Genomic DNA, 20056 nt, shown 5'->3' on the forward strand with positions numbered 1-20056 from the left:
GCACCAAGGATTTCCCCATGCCTTCGTCCCCTCCCCTTCGGCCGGAGCCTGTTCATGGCTGACTATCCGGTGCTCCTCCAGGTTCAAAACCGTCTGTGCGTGGTCGTCGGCGGCGGCCCGGTGGGGATTCGGAAGGCCCGGGGGCTGCTGCACTGCGGAGCCCGGGTGCGCCTGATCTCTTTGCGCCCCCTCCCCGATGACGCCTTCCTTTCCGGGGCCGAAATCGTTCTCCGGGACTATCGCCCCGCCGACCTCGAAGGGGCCTTTCTGGTCTTTGCCGCCACCGATGACCCGGTCGTCAACGCCGCAATCTGCACCGAAGCAAGGAGCCGGGGCGCCCTGGTCAACCGCGCCGACGCCGGGGAGGGGAGCGATTTCACCCTCCCGGCCACGGTGCGCCGGGGCGACCTCACCCTGGCGGTCTCCACCGCCGGACGCTCGCCGGCCCTGGCAGCCCTTGCCGGCGAGCGGTTGTCCGAGTCCTTCGGTCCTGAATGGGCAACGCTCCTGGAGGTTGCCGCCGCCCTGCGGCAAAAGCGGTTGACACTTCAGGAAAAAACCGAATACAATCGTGACATTTTGCACCGGCTTCTGGCCGGCAACCTCCTCGCACTGATCGCCGAAGGAGACGTGGCCCCGATCGATTGCCTGCTCGAATCCCTCTGCGGTGAGGGCTTGACACTGGAACATCTTGGGGTTCGCCTGCCGAAAGGGACGAAATGACCGTCAATATCCTGCTTTTCAAAATCACCCTGCTCCTTTACTTTGCGGCCACCGTACTCTACCTGATCGACGTCATCGCCCGCCATGGCAAGACCGGCAAGGCCGGACGATGGGTCCTCATCGGCGGATTCCTTGTCCACTGCGCGACCCTCGTCGCCCGCTACCTGGAGGCGGGCGCCACCCCTGTGGCCAATCTCCACGAAGCCCTCTCCTTTTTCGCCTGGGCCGTGGTCGTCATCTATCTCCTCTTCGATCTGCGCTACCGGTTGAGTGTCCTGGGCGCCTTCATCTGTCCCCTGGCCCTGGTGCTGATGATCGCCGGCAGCGCCGTTCCAAAGGCCGTCCAGGAAGCCAGCCCCATGCTCGACAGCTGGTGGTTTCCCGTTCATGTCACCCTGGCCTTTCTCGGCAACGCCGTCTTCGCCCTCGCCTTCGTCGCCGGGATCATGTATCTCCTGCAGGAGCGGATGCTCAAGAGCAAGTCTTTTTCCGCCCTCTATTTCCGGCTCCCCTCCCTGGAAATTCTCGACAGCATCAACTACAAGTGCCTCTCCTTCGGCTTTCCCCTGATGACCATGGGGATCATCTCCGGAGCCATCTGGGCCAATTCCGCCTGGGGGGGGTATTGGCGCTGGGACCCCAAAGAGACCTGGGCCCTCCTCACCTGGTTTCTCTACGCAGCCCTCCTCCACGGGCGGCTGACGGTCGGCTGGCGGGGCCGGCGCGCCGCCATCTTTGCCATCATCGGCTTTTTGTTCCTCCTCTTCGGCTTTCTCGGGATCAATCTGCTGTTGTCGAACGAACACAGCTTTCGCGCTCTGAGCGGCCGCTGACGGCCAGCATTCCAACGGATTGGTAGCATGAACATCATTGTTGTAGGGCTCAGTCACAAGACCGCTCCGGTGGAAATTCGCGAACGGATCGCTTTCGCCCCGACCGCCATGGAAAGACCGTTGCGCGAGATGGTGGCTCTTCCGGCCATTGCCGAAGGCGTCATCGTCTCGACCTGCAACCGCGTGGAGCTCTACGCCACCAGTCGCGACATCGAGGCCGGGGTGGCCCAGCTCAAGCGTTTTCTCTCCGATTACCACTCCATCCCTCTCGAAACCCTCGAATCCCATCTCTACGATCATCAGGGAGAAGAGGCGATCCGCCACATCTTCCGCGTCGCCTCCAGCCTCGAGTCGATGGTCATCGGCGAGCCGCAGATCCTCGGCCAGATCAAGACCGCCTACGGTTACGCCGCCGAATTCAAGACCGCCGGACTGATTCTCAACCGCTTTCTCCACAAGGCCTTTTCCGTCGCCAAAAGGGTGCGCACCGAGACCGACATCGCCAGCAACGCCGTCTCGGTCTCCTTTGCCGCGGTGGAACTGGCGCGCAAGATCTTCGGCTCCCTTGAAGACAAGACGGTGCTCCTCATCGGCGCCGGCGAGATGTGCGAACTGGCTGCGCGTCACTTCATCAACAACGGCGTCTCCTCGGTGCTGGTCACCAACCGCACCCTCGAGCGGGCCGTCAAGCTCGCCGAGGAGTTCAACGGTCGGGCGCTCCCCTTCGAAGACTTCACCCACCATCTGCAGCAGGTCGACATCATCCTCACCTCCACCGGCGCCCCCAATTTCATCCTCAGCCAGAAACAGGTCGAGGAGGTGATCCGGGTCCGGCGCAACAAACCGATGCTGCTCATCGATATCGCCGTTCCGCGGGACATCGATCCCCGGGTCAACGACATCGCCAACGTCTATCTTTACGACGTCGACGACCTCCAGGGGGTGGTGCAGGCCAATCTCAAGGAACGGCACAAGGAAGCCAAAAAGGCCGAGGGGATCATCGAACAGGAAATCGGCCAGTTCTACCGCTGGCTCGGCAGCCTCGAAGTCGTTCCGACCATCGTCTCGTTGCGCAACAAGCTCGAGGAGATCCGCCGGGGGGAACTGGAGAAGACCTTTGCCAACTTCAGGGACCTCGGCGAGCGGGAGAAGAAGGCCATCGAGGCCCTGACCTCCGCCATCATCAACAAGGTTCTCCACCAGCCGACCACCGTCCTCAAACAGGCACAAAACGACGGCCGGGGAGACGGCTACGTCGATGCGGTACGGGTCCTGTTCGACATTCACCCCGCGCCCCCCGCCGGCGACATCAAGGACCTGGACGATCACAACGACCAGGAATAAAGGAGTTTGAACCGTATGGCAAAAAAGACGCTTCGCATAGGCACCCGCGCCAGCCAGCTCGCCCTGTGGCAGGCCAACTGGGTCCAGTCCGAACTGGAAAAACGCTACCCCGACCTCGAAGTCACCCAGACCAGGATCAAGACGCAGGGAGACAAGATCCTCGACGTCCCTCTGGCGATGGTCGGCGGCAAGGGACTCTTCGTCAAGGAAATCGAGGAGGCGATGCTGCGCGGCGAGATCGACGTCGCCGTCCACTCCATGAAGGACGTACCGACGATCTTCCCCAAAGGGCTCTCCCTGCGCTGCATCACCGAACGGGAAGACCCGCGGGACATCATCATCCTCAAGCCGGGATTCAAGTCGTTTCTCGACCTCCCCCAGGGAGCCCGCATCGGCACCTCCTCTCTGCGGCGCAAGGCCCAGCTCCTCCATCTGCGCCCCGATTTCCAGATGATCGACATCCGCGGCAACGTCGAGACCCGGATCCGCAAACTCACCGAGGACGACCTCGACGGAGTGGTTTTGGCCGCCGCCGGGATGAACCGCCTCGGTTTCGCAGGCCAGATCAGCGAATATCTTTCCATCGACGTCTCCCTGCCGGCAATCGGCCAGGGCGCGCTGGGGCTGGAGAGCCGCACCGACGACACCGAGATCAACACCCTCATCGACTTCTTCAACCACCCCGCCACCGCCTGGGCGGTGAAGGGGGAGCGGGCGGTGCTTCGCCGCCTCGAGGGGGGATGCCAGGTCCCCATCGGCGCCTACGGCCTCGTCGAGGGGGACCAGCTCACCCTGACCGGCCTCGTCTCCTCCATCGACGGCCAGCAGTACCTGAAAAAGACGCTGACCTGCGCCGCCGTGGATGCCGAAAAGACCGGAATCTCCCTCGCCGACGATCTGCTGATCAAGGGCGCCGGCAAGATTCTCAATGAGGTTTATCAGCACGAGACCTTCAACCAGAACCGCGAAGAGGTCTGATCGGCGGGATGAGGCGGACCTGAGCCCCATCTCACCCTTTGAAGCACAGGACACAGGGGCGGGTCTCAGACCCGCCCCTGCCTTTATGGAGAACCATTGAAACAGGGAATCGTTTATCTTATCGGCGCCGGACCGGGCGACCCGGGGCTGATCACCGTCAAGGGACTCTCGTGCCTGCGCCGGGCCGACGTGGTGATCTACGACTATCTGGCCAATCCGCACTTTCTCGACGCCGCACCTCCCGACGCCGAGCGGATCTACGTCGGCAAGCGCAAGGGGGTGCACCACCTCCCCCAGGAAGAGATCAACGCCCTCCTCGTGGAAAAGGCCCGCCAGGGGAAGTCCGTGGCCCGGCTCAAGGGAGGGGACCCCTACGTCTTCGGCCGCGGGGGGGAGGAGGCGCTGCACCTGCACCGCGCAGGGGTTGCCTTTGAGGTGATTCCGGGGGTGACCTCCAGTTTTGCCGCCGCCGCCTATGCCGGGATTCCCCTGACCCACCGCGACTTCACCACCAGCCTCGCCCTGGTCACCGGCCACGAAAACCCCGAGAAGAAACTCTCCAGCCTCGACTGGGAAAAGCTCGCCACCGGCGTCGGCACCCTCGTCTTCTACATGGGGATGGCCAACCTCCCCCTCATCGCCGGGGAGCTCATGGCCCACGGCCGCGCAGCCGGCACGCCGGTGGCGGTGATCCGCTGGGCCACCACCCCGCGTCAGGAGACTTTGGTCGCCACCCTCGGCACCCTGGTGGAGAAGGTCCGCCAGAGCGGGATCAAGCCGCCGGCCATCATCATCGTCGGCGAGGTAGTCGGCCTGCGGGACGAGCTGCGCTGGTTCGACAACCGCCCCCTCTTCGGCAAACGGATTCTGGTCACCCGGAGCGCCGAGCAGGCAGGAAGTTTCTCGGCGCTCCTCGAAGAGCAGGGGGCCGAGGCTTTGGCCTGCCCGGTGATCGAGATCTACCCCTCCTCCGACACCACCGAGCTTGATGACGCCATCGCCGCCCTCTCCGGCATCGACTACCTGATCCTGACCTCGGCCAACGCGGTGCAGGCCTTTTTTACCCGCCTTGCGGCCTGTAAAAAGGACGTCCGGGCCCTGCACGGGGTGACGGTGGCGGTCGTCGGCCCGAAGACCGCCGAGGCCCTGGCTCTCTACGGACTCAAACCCGACCTGGTGGCCCGGGACTTCCGCGCCGAAGGGGTCCTCCAAATCCTCAACGAACACGGAGTGAACGGCAAACGGATTCTCTACCCCCGCGCCGAACTGGCCCGGGAGCTGATCCCGAAGGAACTCGCCGCCGCCGGAGCCGAGGTCCTCGCGCCCGTCGCCTATTGCAGCAGACTGCCGGCCGACGGCGAACGGATCCGCGAGGTACTCCTTGCCGGGGATATCGACGCCATCACCTTCACCGCCTCCTCCACCGTCGACAACTTCGTCGCCCTTATCGGCACCGATGCATCCGCCCTGGTTGGCGAGATACCGCTCTTTTCCATCGGGCCTCTGACCTCGCAGACCATGGTCCGGCACGGATTGACCGTCGCCGCCGAGGCGGACCCCTCAACCCTCGAGGCGATGGTCGAGACGATGGTTTTGCATTTTTCTCAGGGGTGATGCGCAAGGAAAGGCGTTCACCACAGAGACACAGAGACACTGAGGAAAAACGCTAAGGTCACTACCGAGGGAAACAACAAATAACATCAAGACCCTACCTCTGTGTCCTCTGTGTCTCAGTGGTAATCTTTTTTTGCCAAGCTCTCAAGTTCAGATATATTCAGGCGAAACTGTCCCGACAGCAAATCCGAAACCCTTCACCACCGGAGGTGACCCATGTTCTTCCCCGAATACCGAGCCCGCCGCCTGCGCCGCAACGACACCATGCGCCGCATGGTCCGCGAGACCCATCTGCGGGTCGACGACCTGATCTACCCGATGTTCTCCGCCTTCGGCAAGAACATCAAAAAAGAGATCGTCTCCATGCCGGGGATTTTTCAGCAGTCCATCGAGCACATCGTCGCCGAGGCCCGAGAGGTTCATGCCCTCGGCATCCCGGCGGTGATCCTCTTCGGCATTCCCGAGACCAAGGACGCCGTCGGCCAGGACGCCTACAGCGAGACCGGCATCATCCAGGAGACGATCCGCGCCATCAAGGCGGCGGTTCCTGAGCTGACGGTGATCACCGACGTCTGCCTCTGCGAGTACACCGATCACGGCCACTGCGGCGTCATCAAGAACGGCGACGTGGACAACGACGCCACCCTCCAGCTCCTCGCCGCCGAGGCCCTCTCCCATGCCCGCGCCGGCGCCGACATCGTCGCCCCCAGCGACATGATGGACGGACGGGTGGCGGCGATCCGCGAAATTCTCGATGCCAACGACTTCTCCCACATCCCGATCATGAGCTACGCCGTCAAGTACGCCAGCGCCTACTACGGCCCCTTCCGCGACGCCGCCGAGAGCACCCCCCAGTTCGGCGACCGCAGAAGCTACCAGATGGACCCGGCCAACCGCCGCGAGGCCTTCCGCGAGGCGGCCCTCGACGTCCAGGAGTGCGCCGACTTCCTCATGGTCAAGCCGGCCCTTGCCTACCTCGACATTCTCCGCGACATCAAGGAACGCTTCGACCTGCCGCTGGTCGCCTACAACGTCTCCGGCGAATACAGCATGATCAAGGCCGCCGCCGCCAAGGGGTGGATCGACGAGGAACGGGTGATGATGGAGACCCTCCTCGGCATGAAGCGCGCCGGCGCCGATTTGATCATCACCTATCACGCCAAGGATGCAGCGAAGGTGCTCAACAGGTAGCCCCTTACCCCTGCCTGGCTGTTCCCCGGCTCAGAGAAGACAACCCCTCTGAGCCTCTGCTATACTTTTGGGGCAGGGTTTGCCGGACGAGAGGGGATCATGGAAAAGGGACCCCAGGAACAGAAACTGACCCACGCCGAGACCATCACCGCCCTGTCCCACTACTACCGGGCCGAGAGCGCGCGCAGCCTCGCCTGGCGGGAGCGCCTCGACCGCACCACCAACTGGGCGGTGGGGACCACGGCGGCTTTTCTCGGCTTCGGCTTCTCCCACCCGGAGATCACCCATGCCTTTTTCCTTTTCGGCCTGGCGATCACCTACATCCTCCTCTACGTCGAGGCGCGCCGTTACCGCTTCTACGACGCCTACGAGTACCGGGTGCGGCTGCTGCATCAGAACTTCATCTACGGCGTCCTCACCGGCCGCCTCGATCTCAAGGAGGGGTCCTTCTGGCTTGCCGAACTCGCCTCGGACCTCCTTCATCCCCAGTACAAGATGGGGCGCGTTTATGCCCTCGGACGCCGGCTGCGGGCCAACTACATCTACCTCTTTGCCGTCCTGCTCGCCGGCTGGCTGCTGAAAATCAAGCTTCACCCCACTCCCGCCCTCACCTGGCGGCAGTATCTCGAACAGGGAGCCCTGGGGGCGATCCCGGCCTGGGCCGTCTTTTTCTTCATGGCCCTCTTCATCGCCCACCTCGTCCACCTCCTGGCCGTCGGCCGCCCCCGACTGGGGGGCCGGGACATCCTGTACACGGCGGGTCCGCAGCACCCCCCTCCCGAGGAACTCCCCTGAAGCAACTTTCCTTTTTTTTGATCGGAGCTTATGAGCGAATTTTACAGAGACACCCTGGCCAACGGACTGCGGGTGGTGACCGTGGAAATGCCCCACCTCCACAGCGCCGAGATGGTCTGCTATGTCCGGGCCGGCGGACGCCACGAGACGGCAACGCTTGCCGGAATCTCCCACTTTCTCGAACATATCGTCTTTCGCGGCACCACCGACTACCCGAGCAGCTTCGAGCTAGAGCGCGCCTTCGAGGAAATCGGCGGCGCCGTCAACGCCTCCACCGACTCGGAGATCACCTGCTTCCATTCCCGCCTCCACCCCTCCCGCCTCGCCGAGGGGGCGGCCCTCTTCGCCTCGATGCTGCTGCGCCCCCGCTTCGCCGAGGTCGAACTCGAGCGGCGGATTATCCTCGAAGAAGCCCTGGAAGACGTCAACCAGAAGGGGGAGGAAATCAGTCCCGACAACCTCACCGCCCGGATGTTGTGGCCCGACCATCCTCTGGGAATGCCGACCATCGGCACCCGGGAATCGATCAGTCGCATCACCGAAGGCGACCTGCGCGCCTATCATGCCGCCCGCTACTCCCCCGCCGAGACGGTGGTCGCCGTCACCGGAAATCTGAAACGGGCCGAGGCGGTGGCGGCGGTGGCGGCGGCCTTCGGCGACTGGGCGCAGGCCGCCCGGCAATCGGAGATTCCCGTCCCCCCTTCGAGAGAAGAGACGACGGCTCAGGCCACCTGGGTCAGGGATTCGGACTCCCAGGTCAACGTCCAGTTCGCCTTCCGCATGCCGGGACGCCGCGACAGGCGTTCGGTGGCGCTGCGGGTCCTGCGCTTCATCCTCTCCTGGGGGGGGACCTCCCGGTTGATGCTGCGCCTGCGCGAAACCCTGGGACTGACCTACAGCGTCGAGGCCAATCTCTCTCTCTTCGAGGAATGCGGCTGTTTCACCATCGACCTCTCCCTGGCGCCCAACAACCTGGTGCAGGCGGTCCGGGAGGTCCTGGCCATCGTCGAAGATCTCTGCACCAAACCGGCCGGCGACGAGGAACTCCAGCGCGTGGTCAGGAGCTATCGGTACGATCTCGACTTCAGCCGCGACCATACGGAGGACATGTCCGTGCGCTACGGCTGGGGGGAACTGGTCGATCACCTGCGGACCCTGGAGCAGGACCGGAAGGATATCGCCGCCATCACTCCGACACTCCTGCTGGAGACGGCCCGCAGCCTCTTTCTCCCCGGCGACCTCAAGCTGGCCGTGGTCGGCCCCTTTCGCGCCGCCGACCGCAAGGCGGTGGAGAAAATTCTCGAAGGCTTTCGCAAACAGGGTTAAGAGGAGCGGGGACCAAGACACGCCCTTCAACGCGGAGACGCAGAGAAGGGGAGGAGAGTCAAAAACAGGGGTGAATTTCTGATCGGATTTTCTCTCCGCCTCGCCATTCTCAGCGACTCTCCGTTGAGAAGGTAAAAATTCCCCTGGAGTCGGGATCACAGCAAAGAGCCCGGGACGGTCAGACCGTCCCGGGCTCTTTGTTTACCTGTATCGGCTTGTCCTCAGCCGATGCGGATCGTCTTGTAGAGAAAGTTCTTGAACTTGTAGAAGCTGCGCCGGTCGTCGTCGTGGTCGCTGGCCGGATCGCAGGCGCGCAGGGCCAGGGCGACCTTGGGCATGCTTGTCCCGCCCTTGTTTTTGGCCAGATCGATGATGGCGGCGACGACGTCCCGGGAGATGCGGTTTTCGCTGTAGGGGGCATACACCCCGTCCCAGAAATCCACCTCCCCCCGGCCGATGGCGGCGAAGATTTCCTGGGCGAGCTGACCGGTGAGCTTTTCCGCCGCACCTTCCTCGACCCGGGCCCCGAGATTCTCCAGGGCCCGACGGATATCCTCCTCGCTGATGACCGGCGCCGTGCGAAAGAAGAGGGCCCGCAGCAGAATACTGCGCAGCTCGCGGATATTGCCGGTGTAGTGATGGCGGGCCAAAAGATTCTGCGCGTTGCGGGTAATCGGCGGCGTGTCTTCCTCCCCCTCTTCCGGTTTCTTGTAGACCCGGAAGAGCTTCCCCATGAAGTGGGTGGCCAGATCGGGAATGTCCTCGCGACGCTGGTTTAAAGAGGGGACCTCGACGGTCAGTTCCGAGAGGCGGTGGTAAAGGTCTTCTCGGAACAGACCCTGCTCGATGAGCTTGCCGAGATTTTTGTTGGTGGCGGCGATGAAGAGGACCCGGGCATAGCGGGTCTGGTTGTCGCCGAGACGCACGAAGCCGCCGTTGTCGAGAAAGCGCAGGAGCTGCACCTGGGTCTTGGGATCGGCGTCGCCGATCTCGTCGAGAAAAACCACCCCGCCGTGTGCCTCTTCGAGGATCCCCTTGCGGTCGGCGTGGGCACCGGTATAGGCGCCGCGCTTGTGGCCGAAGAGTTCCGAGTAGGTCAGCTCGCCGCTGTAGGCGGCGATATTGGTCTTTTTCACCGGCAGCTCGCCGCGCCCCTTGAACTTGACCTGGTAGATCTCGTTGAGCCGGGAGAAGATGTTGTTGAAGAGAAACTCCTTGCCGCTGCCGGTCTCTCCGGTGATGAGGATCGAGGGGAGACCGAGGGTCGCCTCCTGGACGTCGGTCGTGTTCCAGGTGGCGATGCGATTGAAGATCGGCGGAGTGATTCGCTGGATGAATTCCACCAGGTCGTTGGCCTTGGGCGAATTGCCGATGATATTGCCGAGCTTGTAGGAGGAGATTTTCGGGTCCTTGTAGCCGACATCGGAGCGCAGGCGGTTGACTTCGGTGGTGAGCTTTTCGATGCGCTGCAGGTCGGACATGTAGCGGGCGATCATCCGTTCGATGATGAGCAGGATCCGCTTGTGCTCGTCGGTGAAATGGTGGGGCCTCTGACTGTCGAGGCAGATCACCGCCAGGACCTCGTCGTCGCGCACCACCGGGATGGCGATCTCGCTCTTGATCACCTCGGTGATCTCCCGGTAGAAACCGCCGTTGCGCTTCTCCTCGGCGGTGTCGTCCACCCGCTGGGGACGCCCGGTATGGGCGACATAGCCGGTCAGGCTGCGCTCCTCGGGGGGGAGATTTTTGCCGCCGATCCGGATCGGCGGAATATTCTTCTTCATCCACTCCTTGCTCTTGGCCCCCACCAGGCGCCCGTCGGGCTCCTCGACCACCAGCCAGCGCTCCCCGCCGTGCTCGCGGACCAGGGCGATACTCCCGGTGTCGGCGCCGATGAGCTCGGTGGCCTTGGAGAGGATCCGGGTCAAAAAGGGCTGGACCCCTTCGAAGCGCTCCTGCAGCAGGTCGTTGATTTCCGAGAGGACCTGGATCTCCATGTGCTCGTCGCCGATCTCCTGAATGACCCGCTGGGCCATTTCGGCGTGCGCTTCGAGAAGCCCCTTTTCGAAGTCGTTGAAGATGTGATTTTCCGTGGTGTAGTAGTTGACCAGGCAGATCACCCTCCGGGTGAGGGGTTCGTAGCGGGGCACCACATAGAGGGACTTGAGCCCCAGCTGCTCGGTGAGATAGCGCTTCTGCAGCGGCTCGGAGGGGAGGTCGGGGATATAAAGCGGGGAGAGGAGGGTGTCGTCGATGATCACTCCCGAGCTGTTGATGTACCGCGACAGCAGCGACTCCCCCGCTCCGAGGCTGATCAGCCGCTCGTCCTCGTAAAGGAGCTTGGCCTCTTTCTCCTCCGAGTAGGAGGCGAGGATCTGCAGCCCCTCCTCGCCGGCTCCGGGAGCCAGGGGTGAGGGGACGAGGACCGAGGCCAGGGAGAGCTTGTCGATCAGGCGCACGGCCGACTTGACCATGGTGAAGGCCGCCTCCTTCTTCTTCGCCTCGTCGACCCGGCGGGCCATGACGATCTGCTGGTGGTACTTGCGGGCGTGATCGATGAGCGGCAGAACCTCGGCGAGAAACCCCTTGAGCCTCTGGCGCTGGCTGTCGGTGGGGATCTGCCCTTTGCGGCTGCTGTCGACGCACAGCACCCCCACCGAGCGTCCCTGGTGAATGAGGGGGAGATGGTAGCTGGCGCGGATGGCAAAGCGTTCGGCCAGCTCCCGGACCTGGGGATAGGAGACCGTGGTGGCGTCCTCGATCTGGGCCTCCTCCTGGGTCACGTAGACCCGGGAAACGAGAAAACCCGTGTTGTTGATGGGAAAGGAGCGCTCGCGGATGGCCCGGGCCTGGAGCCCGGTGGCGGCGGCGCAGACCAGGCTGCCGACGGTGAGGTCTTCGAGGTAGACCCGGCAGCGGTTGCGGGTGGTGATCAGGCTGATCGCCTCGACCAGGACGTGCAGGATGTCCTCGAGATTTTCCTTGCCGTAGTTGCGAATCTTGTCGGTGATCTGCGCCAGGCGCTGGTCGATGGCGATATCCATGGGATGTGAGTCCTTGCTGAGTAGATTAATGACACAGGGGAGTATAGACCGCCGGGCGCCCTGCTGTCAAAGAGAGAGAGGTCGCGGCAATTGCACCTTGCATTCCCCTCCTTTTATTTCTACACTTGGGCACCCGGGCCCCGCCCGCCCCGTCTTCAGCGAGGAAACCATGGCAAACGGCACCTGCATCATCATCGGCCTCGGCAACATCGGCCTGCAACTCATCAAGATGCTCTCCCGGGACTTCGCCCTGGTCTGCATCGACGGCAATCAGAAGACCCTCGACACCGCCCTCGAGCTGCGCGGCGACTCCCTGACCGTCATCCAGGGGGACGCCACCAGCCGCCTGGTGCTGGAGCGGGCCGGGGTCGCCGAGGCGGACACGGTGCTGATCACCACCACCACCGAGGCGGTCAACATCGAGGTGGCGCGCATCCTCCACGAACACTTCCAGGTTCCGCGGGTCGTCTCCATCGGCATCACCCAGAAGGGGATCGAACAGCTCGAGTCCCTGGGCGTGGAGGTGGAGAGCATCTTCACCGTCAGCGCCACGGGGCTGCGCAACCGCATGGAGCACAAGACCAAGGCGGTGCACGGGATCGGCCTCGGCAAGGGGGAAATCCTCGAGGTCGAGGTTCATCCCCACTCGCGCCTGGCCAACAAGCCGCTGGCCGCCCTCCACCCCAAGAGCTGGCACGTCGGCATCGTCTACCGGGAAGGGAACATCCTGATCCCCGGCGGCGACACGATCCTGCGCCCCAAGGACAAGGTGGTCATCCTCGGCGATCCCAAGGTCTTGCGCACCGTCACCGACCTCCTCACCTTCCGCTTCACCCTCTTTCCCCTCGAATACGGCGACACCCTGGTGGCCCTCTTCACCAACGGCGAGGAGGAGTTCTTTCTCGAGGAGATCGCCTACCTTCTGAGCGTTTTCCCCCTCAAAAACGCCATGTTCCTCCTCCCTCCCGACTCGGACGCCCTGGCCGAACGTCTGCGGAACCTGGAAGAAACGCGCACCCTGCAGGGACTCCACATCGAGGAAATTCCCGCCGGTCCGGTCATCGAAACCCTTCGCGTCATTCAGCAAAGCCTCGGCCGGCGCGTGGCGATCATAGTTCTCCCCAAGGAGGCGACCGTGCGCACCTCCTGGGGAGGGCTGAAAAACCCCCGGGGGAAGAGATTTCTGCGCAACCTCTCCGATGCCTTCGGCTGCCCGGTGCTCCTGGCCGGCGGCTCCTTCCCCTATGCCCGGGTGGCCGTCCCCTGTATCGACAGGGACTCCCTGCAGCACGCCCTGGAGACGACTCTCGAAATGTCCTCGGCCATAAGCTACCAGATTGAAACCCTCTTCGTCGGACTCTCCCGCTACATCGGCTCCGAGGACGAAGCCTCGGCCCTCGACGAAATGAAAAAAACCGTCTCGGATCTCAGCCTCGTCTACAAGACGAGCATTCGCAACAGCGAGCTGCAGGGAAACCCCATCAAGGAATTGACCGAAGCCCTGGTGGAGCATAACCTGATGGTCAACGACATCGGCAGCTGGCGCACCGGCACCTGGCTTGCCTCCCTGCTGCAGCCCGATGTCGCCTGGGAGACCGTGCGCCGCACGCCGCTGTCGACCCTGCTCATCCCGCCGATGGAGATCATCGCCTGAGGCGCTGTGAACCGCCCCCTTTCCACCCTGCTCCCTTCAGGACTCCGACTTGATAAACAAAGAACATCTCGTCATCTTTCTCGTCCTTCTCGGAGCCGCCGTCATCCCCTTTCTGGCCCGGCGCGTCCGTCTCCCCTCGGCGGCCCTCGAGATCGTCTACGGCACCCTGCTCTTCAATTTCGTCGTCCACCACCGCCCCGACTGGTTCACGGTGCTGCGGGAAATCGGCTTTATTTACCTGATGTTCATCGCCGGAATGGAGCTCGAACTCGGTCTGGTGCGCAAGAGCGGCAAGGCCGGGTGGTACCTCCTGATCTCGGTCCTCTCCTTCAGTGTCACCCCCTTCCTCTTTTTCATTGCCGGGCAGCCTTATTTTCTCGGCGTGGCCGTGGCGATGATCTCGGCGGGGATCGTGATTCCGGTCCTCAAGGAGTCGGAGCTGATCAAGACCCCCCTGGGGCGGGATATCGTCGGCGTCGCCCTCACCGGCGAGCTCCTCTCCATTTTGACCCTGACCCTGATCGATGCCCATCAGAAGCACGGCTTCACCCTCGAAGCCGCCCTCGAGCTGGCCAAGCTGGCACTCCTCTTCGGACTGGCGCTCCTGGTGCTCAAACTCCTCTATCTGGCGGCCTGGTGGCACCCGGAACGGGTGGAGAAGGTCATGGAGAGCGAGGATCCCGTCGAGGAGGGGATCCGGGCGGTGGTCACCGTGGCCTTCGCCGGAGGCCTCCTGGCAGCGGCGGCGGGCGCCGAACCGATTCTCGGATCGTTTTTGGCCGGGATGATCTTCAGCCACGTCTTCAAGAGCCGCGGCCGTTTTGACGAAAAGGTCAACGCCCTCGGCTTCGGCTTCCTGATCCCTTTTTTCTTCATCGGCGTCGGCGCCCAGCTGGACCTCCGTTTTCTCGCCTCGCCGGAGACCGTCGGCATCGCGGCCCTCCTGACCCTGATGGTCCTGGGGAGCAACCTCTACCCCCTCCTTCTCCACCGCCCGCTGCGCCTGACCCTCCTCGAGGCGACCGGCATGTCCCTCCTCCTCTCGGCCCCCCTGTCGATGATTGTCGTCGCCGGAACCCTCGGGGAGAAGATGGGGATCCTCTCGCCGGAGCACAGCGGCGCCCTGATCCTCACCGCCCTCTTCGCCAGCATCCTCTACCCCTCCCTCTTCCGTCCCATTTCCCGGCGAATCAAGTCCAAACTGGCCGCCGCCGCGGGGTAGACTCCCCTTCCCTTCTGGTTTTTCACCCCGTATCCGAATGAGCACAAGCAAAGGAGCAATCTGCACCGCGGAGGTCGCAGAGTCCGCGGAGAAGGAGCAGGACTTGGCCAGGGACCTAAAAAATCCAGGGCGGCCTCACGCGACGACGCAATGCGGGTCAAATCCAAAAGTCAGGATGTTCAAACCCGGAGGTCGTTCAGTCGGGTTGGCATCGGGGGCCGGGATTTTAAGGTCCTGCTTTGCGTTGCGTCGTTGCGGCGTCGCGTGAGATGATTGGACGTGGTTTTTGGAATCGAAAGGTCAGCCGCGCAGCCGGTAGCCGCGGCCGATGAGGAAGGCGGCCCAGCCGAAGAGGCCGAGAGCCATCAGGGCCGAAACGGCAAAGGCGAGGAGGAAAGGGATGTCGCCGACGCCGAGAACGGCGTGGCGGAAGCCGTCGATGAGATAGAAGAGGGGATTGAGGTGGGAGAGCCCCGCCCAGAAGGGGGGGAGGATGGAGATCGGGTAGAAGACCCCGCCGAGGTAGATGAGGGGGAGAAGGATGAAGTTGGTGTACATGGAGAGGGAGTCGAAATTGCTGGCGTACATCGCCGCGATGAGCCCGAACTGGGCGAAAAGGAAGGAGGCCAGGGTCGCCATCGCCACCGCCGCCAGGGGATGGACCCAGGGGAGGGGCGCAAAGAAGAGCGAAATCAGCCAGGTCACCAGGCCGACGAGCAGCCCGCGGATCATCGCCGCCAGGGTGTAGGCGAAAATGAACTGGGAGGGGGTCACCGGGGTGACGAGGAGGTCGACGATGCTCCCCAGGTACCGGGACATGAAGAGTGACGAGGCGGTATTGGAGAAGGCGTTGTTGATGACCCCCATGAGAATCAGCCCGGGGATCACGAACTGGGCGTAGTTGAAGCCGGGTAGGACGCTGATGCGGTCGCCGAGGGTGGCGCCGAAGACAAAGAGATAGAGGGAGGCCGTGATGATCGGGGTCATCACCGTCTGCGAAGCGACCCGCAAAAAGCGCCGCACCTCCTTCTGCAGCAGCGTGTAGAAGGGGAGCCAGGGGAGAAAGGGGCGCTCGTTCATTCGTCCCCTCCCGGTGCCGGCCGTGCGGTGCCGGTGAGCTTGAGAAAGACCTCCTCGAGTCCGGCGCGGAGGGTTTCGATGTCGGCCACCGCCAGGTTGCAGCGGCACAGGAGCCCGAGAATCTCACCGGCGCCGTGACCGCCGTTCAGGGGGAGCTCGAGGCGCAGCCCGTCGCCGCCGAGGCGGGCGCCGATACCGGCGAGCTCGGCGGGGAGAACCTCGAGCGGCCGGGAGAGGGTGACGACGATCCGGCTGCCGCCGAGGCGCTCGAGAAGGGAGGAGGTCGGCTCGAGGGCCACCAGCTCGCCGTGGTCCATGATGGCGATGCGTCCGCACATCTGCTCGGCTTCTTCGAGATAGTGGGTGGTCAGGAGGATCGTCGTCCCGTCGGCGTTGATCTCGCGGACGAAGTCCCAGAGGGTGTGGCGCAGCTCGACGTCGACCCCGGCGGTCGGCTCGTCGAGAATGAGGAGCGGCGGCTTGTGGATCAGGGCCTTGGCGACCATGAAGCGCCGCTTGAGACCGCCGGAGAGTTTGACCATGATCTTGTGCAGGTGGGGCCCGAGGCCGAGGCGCTCGATGAGCATCTGGCGCCAGACCTTGTCGTCACGCACCCCGTAGTAGCCGCTGTGAAACTTCAACGCCTCGTCGATGGTGAAGAAGTTGTCGATGACGATCTCCTGATGCATGACGCCGATCATTTGCCGGGTGAGGATATAATCCCGGCGGTTGTCATGACCGAAGACCTCGATCGTCCCCGAGCCGATGCGCGTCACGCCGCCGACCATGTTGATGGTGGTGCTCTTCCCGGCGCCGTTGGGACCGAGCAGGCCGAAGATCTCCCCCGGGGCGATGGCAAAGGAGAGATCCTTCACCGCGGCGACGCCGTCGAAATTCTTGCCGAGATGGGAAATATTCAGGGCCGGTGTGATCATGGTTTCCATAGTTGCCGGGGACGCCCGTCCTGTCAAGGGTTTGGATGTGTATTCATTCACCACTTAAGAGGAATCAGAAATGCTGGAAAAGACTTTCTGCCACATTCCCGGGATCAGCGCCCGGGTCGAGCACAGTCTGTGGAGAGACGGAATCACCTCCTGGGAACGATTTCCCGCCGAGGGGGGTCCCTTCTTTTCCTGGAAGAAAAACGGCCACGTCGCCTTGCACCTCGACGAGTCCCGGCGCCGCCTCGCCGCCAACGACCCCGCCTATTTCTGCGCCGCCCTCCCCTCCCGGGAACATTGGCGGCTCTTTTCCGCCTTTGCCGGCAGCATCGCCTATCTCGACATCGAGACCACCGGTCTCTCCCGCGAGGCCGATGTGATCACCACCATCGCCCTCTACGACGGGAGGGAGATCCGCACCTATGTCCGGGGGGAAAACCTCGAGGCCTTTGCCGCCGACATCCGCAACTACCGGCTCCTGGTGACCTACAACGGCAAATGCTTCGATCTCCCCTTCATCGAAACCGCCCTCGGGATCTCCCTGCCGATGGCGCACATCGATCTGCGCTACGTTCTCGGCAGCCTCGGGATGCGCGGCGGCCTGAAAGGGTGCGAACGGGAGATCGGTCTTTCCCGCGGCGCCCTCGATGGCGTCGACGGCCTCTTCGCCGTGCGGCTCTGGCACGACTGGCGTCGCCGCGGCGAGCGCCGCACCCTCGAGACGCTTCTGGCCTACAACATCGAGGATGTGATCAACCTCGAGCTCCTCATGGTCCACGCCTACAACCGCAAGCTCGCCGAAACCCCCTTCGGCGACGAACTGCGGATCCCGGTGCCGGAGCCCGCAAAGAACCCCTTTTGCGCCGATGCCGGGGTTCTGGACCGGTTGCGTGGATGGTAAATCCAGAAAAAAGAGGGCCGGGTCGCACTGCGAGCCGGCCCTCTTTTTTTCACTTCATGCCGGTCATCCCCCGGCCGGCGGTTCTTCCTCGGCCTCGGCCACTTTCTTTTTGCCGAAGAGGCGTGCGACAACGATCCCGACCTCGTAGAGGATGATGAACGGCAGGGCGAGGGCGGTCTGGGAAAAGATGTCGGGGGGGGTGAGGACGGCGCCGACGACGAAGGCCATCAGCAGGGCGTATTTGCGGTTTTTGGCAAGCCATAGGTGGTCGACCACCCCCATCCGCGCCAGGAAGAAGATGACGATGGGGAGTTCGAAGACCATCCCGAAGGCGAAGAGGAGCTTGCTGGAGAGGGAAAGATACCCGCCCATGGAGAGCATGGCGGCAATCTCGCCGCTGCCGGTGCCGTATTTGATGAGAAAGGTGAAGATGGTGGGGAAGACGAAGACGAATCCGAAATAGGTGCCGGCGGCAAAGCAGAGACAGCTGAAGAAGACGAAGGGGATGGCGAGTTTCTTCTCGTGGGCGTAGAGCCCCGGGGCGACAAAGGCCCAGAGCTGCCAGAGGATGACCGGCAGGGCGAGAAGCACCGCCGCAACGGCGCCGACCTTGACATAGGTGAAGAAGGGTTCGGTGGCGGTGATGAAGACGAGGGAGCTCCCCTCGGGGAGTGCGGCGCGCACCGGGCCGGCGACGAACTGAAAGAGCCGCTCCGAGACGCTGTAGCAGGCGATAAAGGCGACAATCCAGGAGATCCCGGCGATCATCAGGCGCTTGCGCAGCTCTTCGAGATGGGCGGTAAAGGGGAGCTGGCCGTCAGCCATGGGTCGTCTTCTCCCCTTCGGTCTGAGCCGGATCGACGGCCTTTTTTTCCCCTTCGGGGCTCGTTACGCCCGCCGTTTCAACGGCGGCTGCGTCCTCCTTTTTGTCGCTGGTCCCATCCGTATAGGGATTTCCCGCCGGCTCCGGGGGCTTGATTTTCCCCTCCTTGAGCAGCCGGTCACGGGTGGCGGCCGTTCCCGATTCCTCGTTGAAGGAGTGCTTCAACTCGTCGGTGGCGCGGCGAAACTCGGCCAATCCCTTCCCCAGGGCGCGGGCGATATCGGGGAGTTTGCTGGGACCGATGACGATGAGGGCCAGAGCCAGAACGAGCAGCAGCTCGGGCATTCCGATTCCGAACATAAGGGGGGTACCTCGCAGGGGGGAGACGGATGGAGCAAAAGGATAGTGGAGAGAATAGCCCCAAGTCCGCCGCACTGTCAAGGGGCAATGGGTTCCGATAAGGGTTTGACATAGCAGGGGTTTTAAACTAACATCCACGACAAAAAGCTTGCGGAGAGGTCGGAATGAATCAGGAAGAGATCAAACAGGAGATCCGCCGTCTGGCCAGAGAGCGCGACGCGCTCCTTCTGGCCCACAACTACCAGCGGGACGAGATCCAGGAAGTGGCCGATATCACGGGAGATTCACTCGGACTCTCCATGGAGGCCGCCCGCACCGAGCACCGGGTCATCGTCTTCTGCGGCGTCCATTTCATGGCCGAGAGCGCGGCGATTCTCGCCCCGGACAAGCTCGTTCTCATCCCCCGCCTGGACGCCGGCTGCCCCATGGCCGACATGGTCACCGTCCAGGGTCTGCAGGCGATGAAAACCCGCCACCCCGGGGTGCCCGTCGTCACCTACGTCAACTCCAGCGCCGCGGTCAAGGCGGAGAGCGACATCTGCTGCACCAGCGCCAACGCCGTCAAGGTCGTCAACTCCCTGGACGCACAGGAAGTCATCCTCGTTCCCGACCGCAACCTCGGCCGCTACATCGCCGCCCAGACCGACAAGATCTGCCACATCTGGGAAGGGTACTGCCCGACCCACGAGCGCCTGCTGGTGGCGGACGTGGAGCGGGCCCTGGCCGAACACCCCGGCGCCCTCTTCCTGGCCCACCCCGAATGCCCCCCCGAGGTCCTGCAGAAAGCCCATCACATCTGCTCCACAAGCGGCATGTACGATTACGTGAGCACCAGCCCGGCGCAGACGTTCATCGTCGGCACCGAGGCCGGCATTCTCTACCGGTTGCGCCGCGACAACCCGGACAAGGAGTTCATCCTGCCGACCGCGCGGCTGATCTGCCCCAACATGAAGCTCACGTCCCTGGAAGACCTCCTGCACTGCCTGCAGACCCTGAGCCCGGAGGTGACCGTCCCCGCCGAGGTCGGCGCCCGGGCCCGGGTGACCCTGGAGCGGATGCTCGCCGTCCCCCGGGACTGAAGTCAAAAAGAGCTATTTAACGCGAAGAACACGAAGGACACAGAGAAAAAATATTTCGAGTCCAAGCCTTCAGCCCTCTGTTTTCTGTACAAGCTGAGTCCCTTGAGTTTGCTTTCATCATTAAAAACAAAGTTTGCCACCAAGGCAC

General features: G+C 63.3%; 17 protein-coding genes. 12 read left to right on the forward strand and 5 right to left on the reverse strand.

Annotated elements, in window-relative coordinates; genetic code table 11:
• Nucleotides 1-54: 54 nt before the first annotated feature.
• The 8 genes from DSOUD_RS15480 to DSOUD_RS15515 all read left to right on the forward strand — a co-directional run bounded on the left by DSOUD_RS15480 (nucleotide 55) and on the right by DSOUD_RS15515 (nucleotide 8804).
• The gene (locus tag DSOUD_RS15480) at nucleotides 55-723 is read left to right on the forward strand and encodes a precorrin-2 dehydrogenase/sirohydrochlorin ferrochelatase family protein (RefSeq protein WP_053551858.1); all 669 of its coding nucleotides are present in this window, start codon (nucleotides 55-57) and stop codon (nucleotides 721-723) included.
• The gene (gene ccsB / locus DSOUD_RS15485) at nucleotides 720-1556 is read left to right on the forward strand and encodes a c-type cytochrome biogenesis protein CcsB (protein WP_053551859.1); all 837 of its coding nucleotides are present in this window, start codon (nucleotides 720-722) and stop codon (nucleotides 1554-1556) included. Before DSOUD_RS15480 ends, ccsB begins: the two co-directional genes overlap by 4 nt.
• 27 nt (nucleotides 1557-1583) lie before the next feature.
• The gene (gene hemA / locus DSOUD_RS15490; RefSeq protein WP_053551860.1) at nucleotides 1584-2900 is read left to right on the forward strand and encodes a glutamyl-tRNA reductase; all 1317 of its coding nucleotides are present in this window, start codon (nucleotides 1584-1586) and stop codon (nucleotides 2898-2900) included.
• 15 nt (nucleotides 2901-2915) lie between these two features.
• Nucleotides 2916-3878 carry a hydroxymethylbilane synthase gene (hemC, locus tag DSOUD_RS15495; protein ID WP_053551861.1) on the forward strand — a complete coding sequence of 321 codons (963 nt, stop codon included), beginning with the start codon at nucleotides 2916-2918 and terminating at the stop codon, nucleotides 3876-3878.
• Nucleotides 3879-3974: 96 nt separating this feature from the next.
• Nucleotides 3975-5492, forward strand: a complete 1518-nt coding sequence (gene cobA / locus DSOUD_RS15500; RefSeq protein ID WP_053551862.1) for a uroporphyrinogen-III C-methyltransferase — start codon at nucleotides 3975-3977, stop codon at nucleotides 5490-5492.
• Nucleotides 5493-5708: 216 nt separating this feature from the next.
• Nucleotides 5709-6683 carry a porphobilinogen synthase gene (gene hemB / locus DSOUD_RS15505; protein ID WP_053551863.1) on the forward strand — a complete coding sequence of 325 codons (975 nt, stop codon included), beginning with the start codon at nucleotides 5709-5711 and terminating at the stop codon, nucleotides 6681-6683.
• A gap of 99 nt (nucleotides 6684-6782) precedes the next feature.
• On the forward strand, nucleotides 6783-7478 hold the full coding sequence (locus tag DSOUD_RS15510; RefSeq protein ID WP_053551864.1) for a DUF2270 domain-containing protein: 696 nt from the start codon (nucleotides 6783-6785) through the stop codon (nucleotides 7476-7478).
• A gap of 30 nt (nucleotides 7479-7508) precedes the next feature.
• Nucleotides 7509-8804, forward strand: coding sequence for a M16 family metallopeptidase (locus DSOUD_RS15515; protein WP_053551865.1), 1296 nt, complete (start codon nucleotides 7509-7511; stop codon nucleotides 8802-8804).
• Between the two features lie 221 nt (nucleotides 8805-9025).
• Here the strand turns inward: DSOUD_RS15515 and DSOUD_RS15520 are convergent, their stop codons facing one another.
• Nucleotides 9026-11848, reverse strand: coding sequence for a GPMC system transcriptional regulator (locus DSOUD_RS15520; protein WP_053551866.1), 2823 nt, complete (start codon nucleotides 11846-11848; stop codon nucleotides 9026-9028).
• Nucleotides 11849-12017: 169 nt separating this feature from the next.
• Between DSOUD_RS15520 and DSOUD_RS15525 the strand changes: the two genes are divergently transcribed.
• Complete coding sequence (locus DSOUD_RS15525; protein WP_053551867.1) at nucleotides 12018-13502, forward strand: potassium channel family protein; 1485 nt, start codon at nucleotides 12018-12020, stop codon at nucleotides 13500-13502.
• 49 nt (nucleotides 13503-13551) lie between these two features.
• Nucleotides 13552-14724 (forward strand): cation:proton antiporter, encoded by a 1173-nt coding sequence (locus tag DSOUD_RS15530; protein WP_053551868.1) that lies wholly within the window; start codon nucleotides 13552-13554, stop codon nucleotides 14722-14724.
• A gap of 300 nt (nucleotides 14725-15024) precedes the next feature.
• On the opposite strand, the gene DSOUD_RS15535 is transcribed toward DSOUD_RS15530, so the two are convergent.
• Nucleotides 15025-15804 carry an ABC transporter permease gene (locus DSOUD_RS15535; protein ID WP_053551869.1) on the reverse strand — a complete coding sequence of 260 codons (780 nt, stop codon included), beginning with the start codon at nucleotides 15802-15804 and terminating at the stop codon, nucleotides 15025-15027.
• Nucleotides 15801-16739: an ABC transporter ATP-binding protein gene (locus DSOUD_RS15540; RefSeq protein ID WP_053552420.1), complete on the reverse strand. Its 939-nt coding sequence runs from the start codon at nucleotides 16737-16739 to the stop codon at nucleotides 15801-15803. Before DSOUD_RS15540 ends, DSOUD_RS15535 begins: the two co-directional genes overlap by 4 nt.
• Before the next feature lie 79 nt (nucleotides 16740-16818).
• Here DSOUD_RS15540 and DSOUD_RS15545 point away from each other — a divergent pair, with 79 nt between their 5' ends.
• Nucleotides 16819-17646: a ribonuclease H-like domain-containing protein gene (locus DSOUD_RS15545; RefSeq protein ID WP_053551870.1), complete on the forward strand. Its 828-nt coding sequence runs from the start codon at nucleotides 16819-16821 to the stop codon at nucleotides 17644-17646.
• A gap of 63 nt (nucleotides 17647-17709) precedes the next feature.
• Here DSOUD_RS15545 and tatC read toward each other — a convergent pair whose 3' ends face one another.
• Together tatC and DSOUD_RS15555 are read right to left on the reverse strand one after the other, a co-directional pair.
• Nucleotides 17710-18471: a twin-arginine translocase subunit TatC gene (tatC, locus tag DSOUD_RS15550; protein ID WP_053551871.1), complete on the reverse strand. Its 762-nt coding sequence runs from the start codon at nucleotides 18469-18471 to the stop codon at nucleotides 17710-17712.
• Nucleotides 18464-18814, reverse strand: a complete 351-nt coding sequence (locus DSOUD_RS15555; RefSeq protein WP_232426459.1) for a twin-arginine translocase TatA/TatE family subunit — start codon at nucleotides 18812-18814, stop codon at nucleotides 18464-18466. The genes tatC and DSOUD_RS15555 overlap by 8 nt, the downstream gene beginning before the upstream one ends.
• Nucleotides 18815-18993: 179 nt before the next feature.
• Here DSOUD_RS15555 and nadA point away from each other — a divergent pair, with 179 nt between their 5' ends.
• Complete coding sequence (nadA, locus tag DSOUD_RS15560; RefSeq protein WP_053551873.1) at nucleotides 18994-19908, forward strand: quinolinate synthase NadA; 915 nt, start codon at nucleotides 18994-18996, stop codon at nucleotides 19906-19908.
• Nucleotides 19909-20056 lie beyond the last annotated feature (148 nt).

The sequence above is a fragment of the Desulfuromonas soudanensis genome, assembly GCF_001278055.1.
Classification (GTDB): domain Bacteria; phylum Desulfobacterota; class Desulfuromonadia; order Desulfuromonadales; family WTL; genus Deferrimonas; species Deferrimonas soudanensis.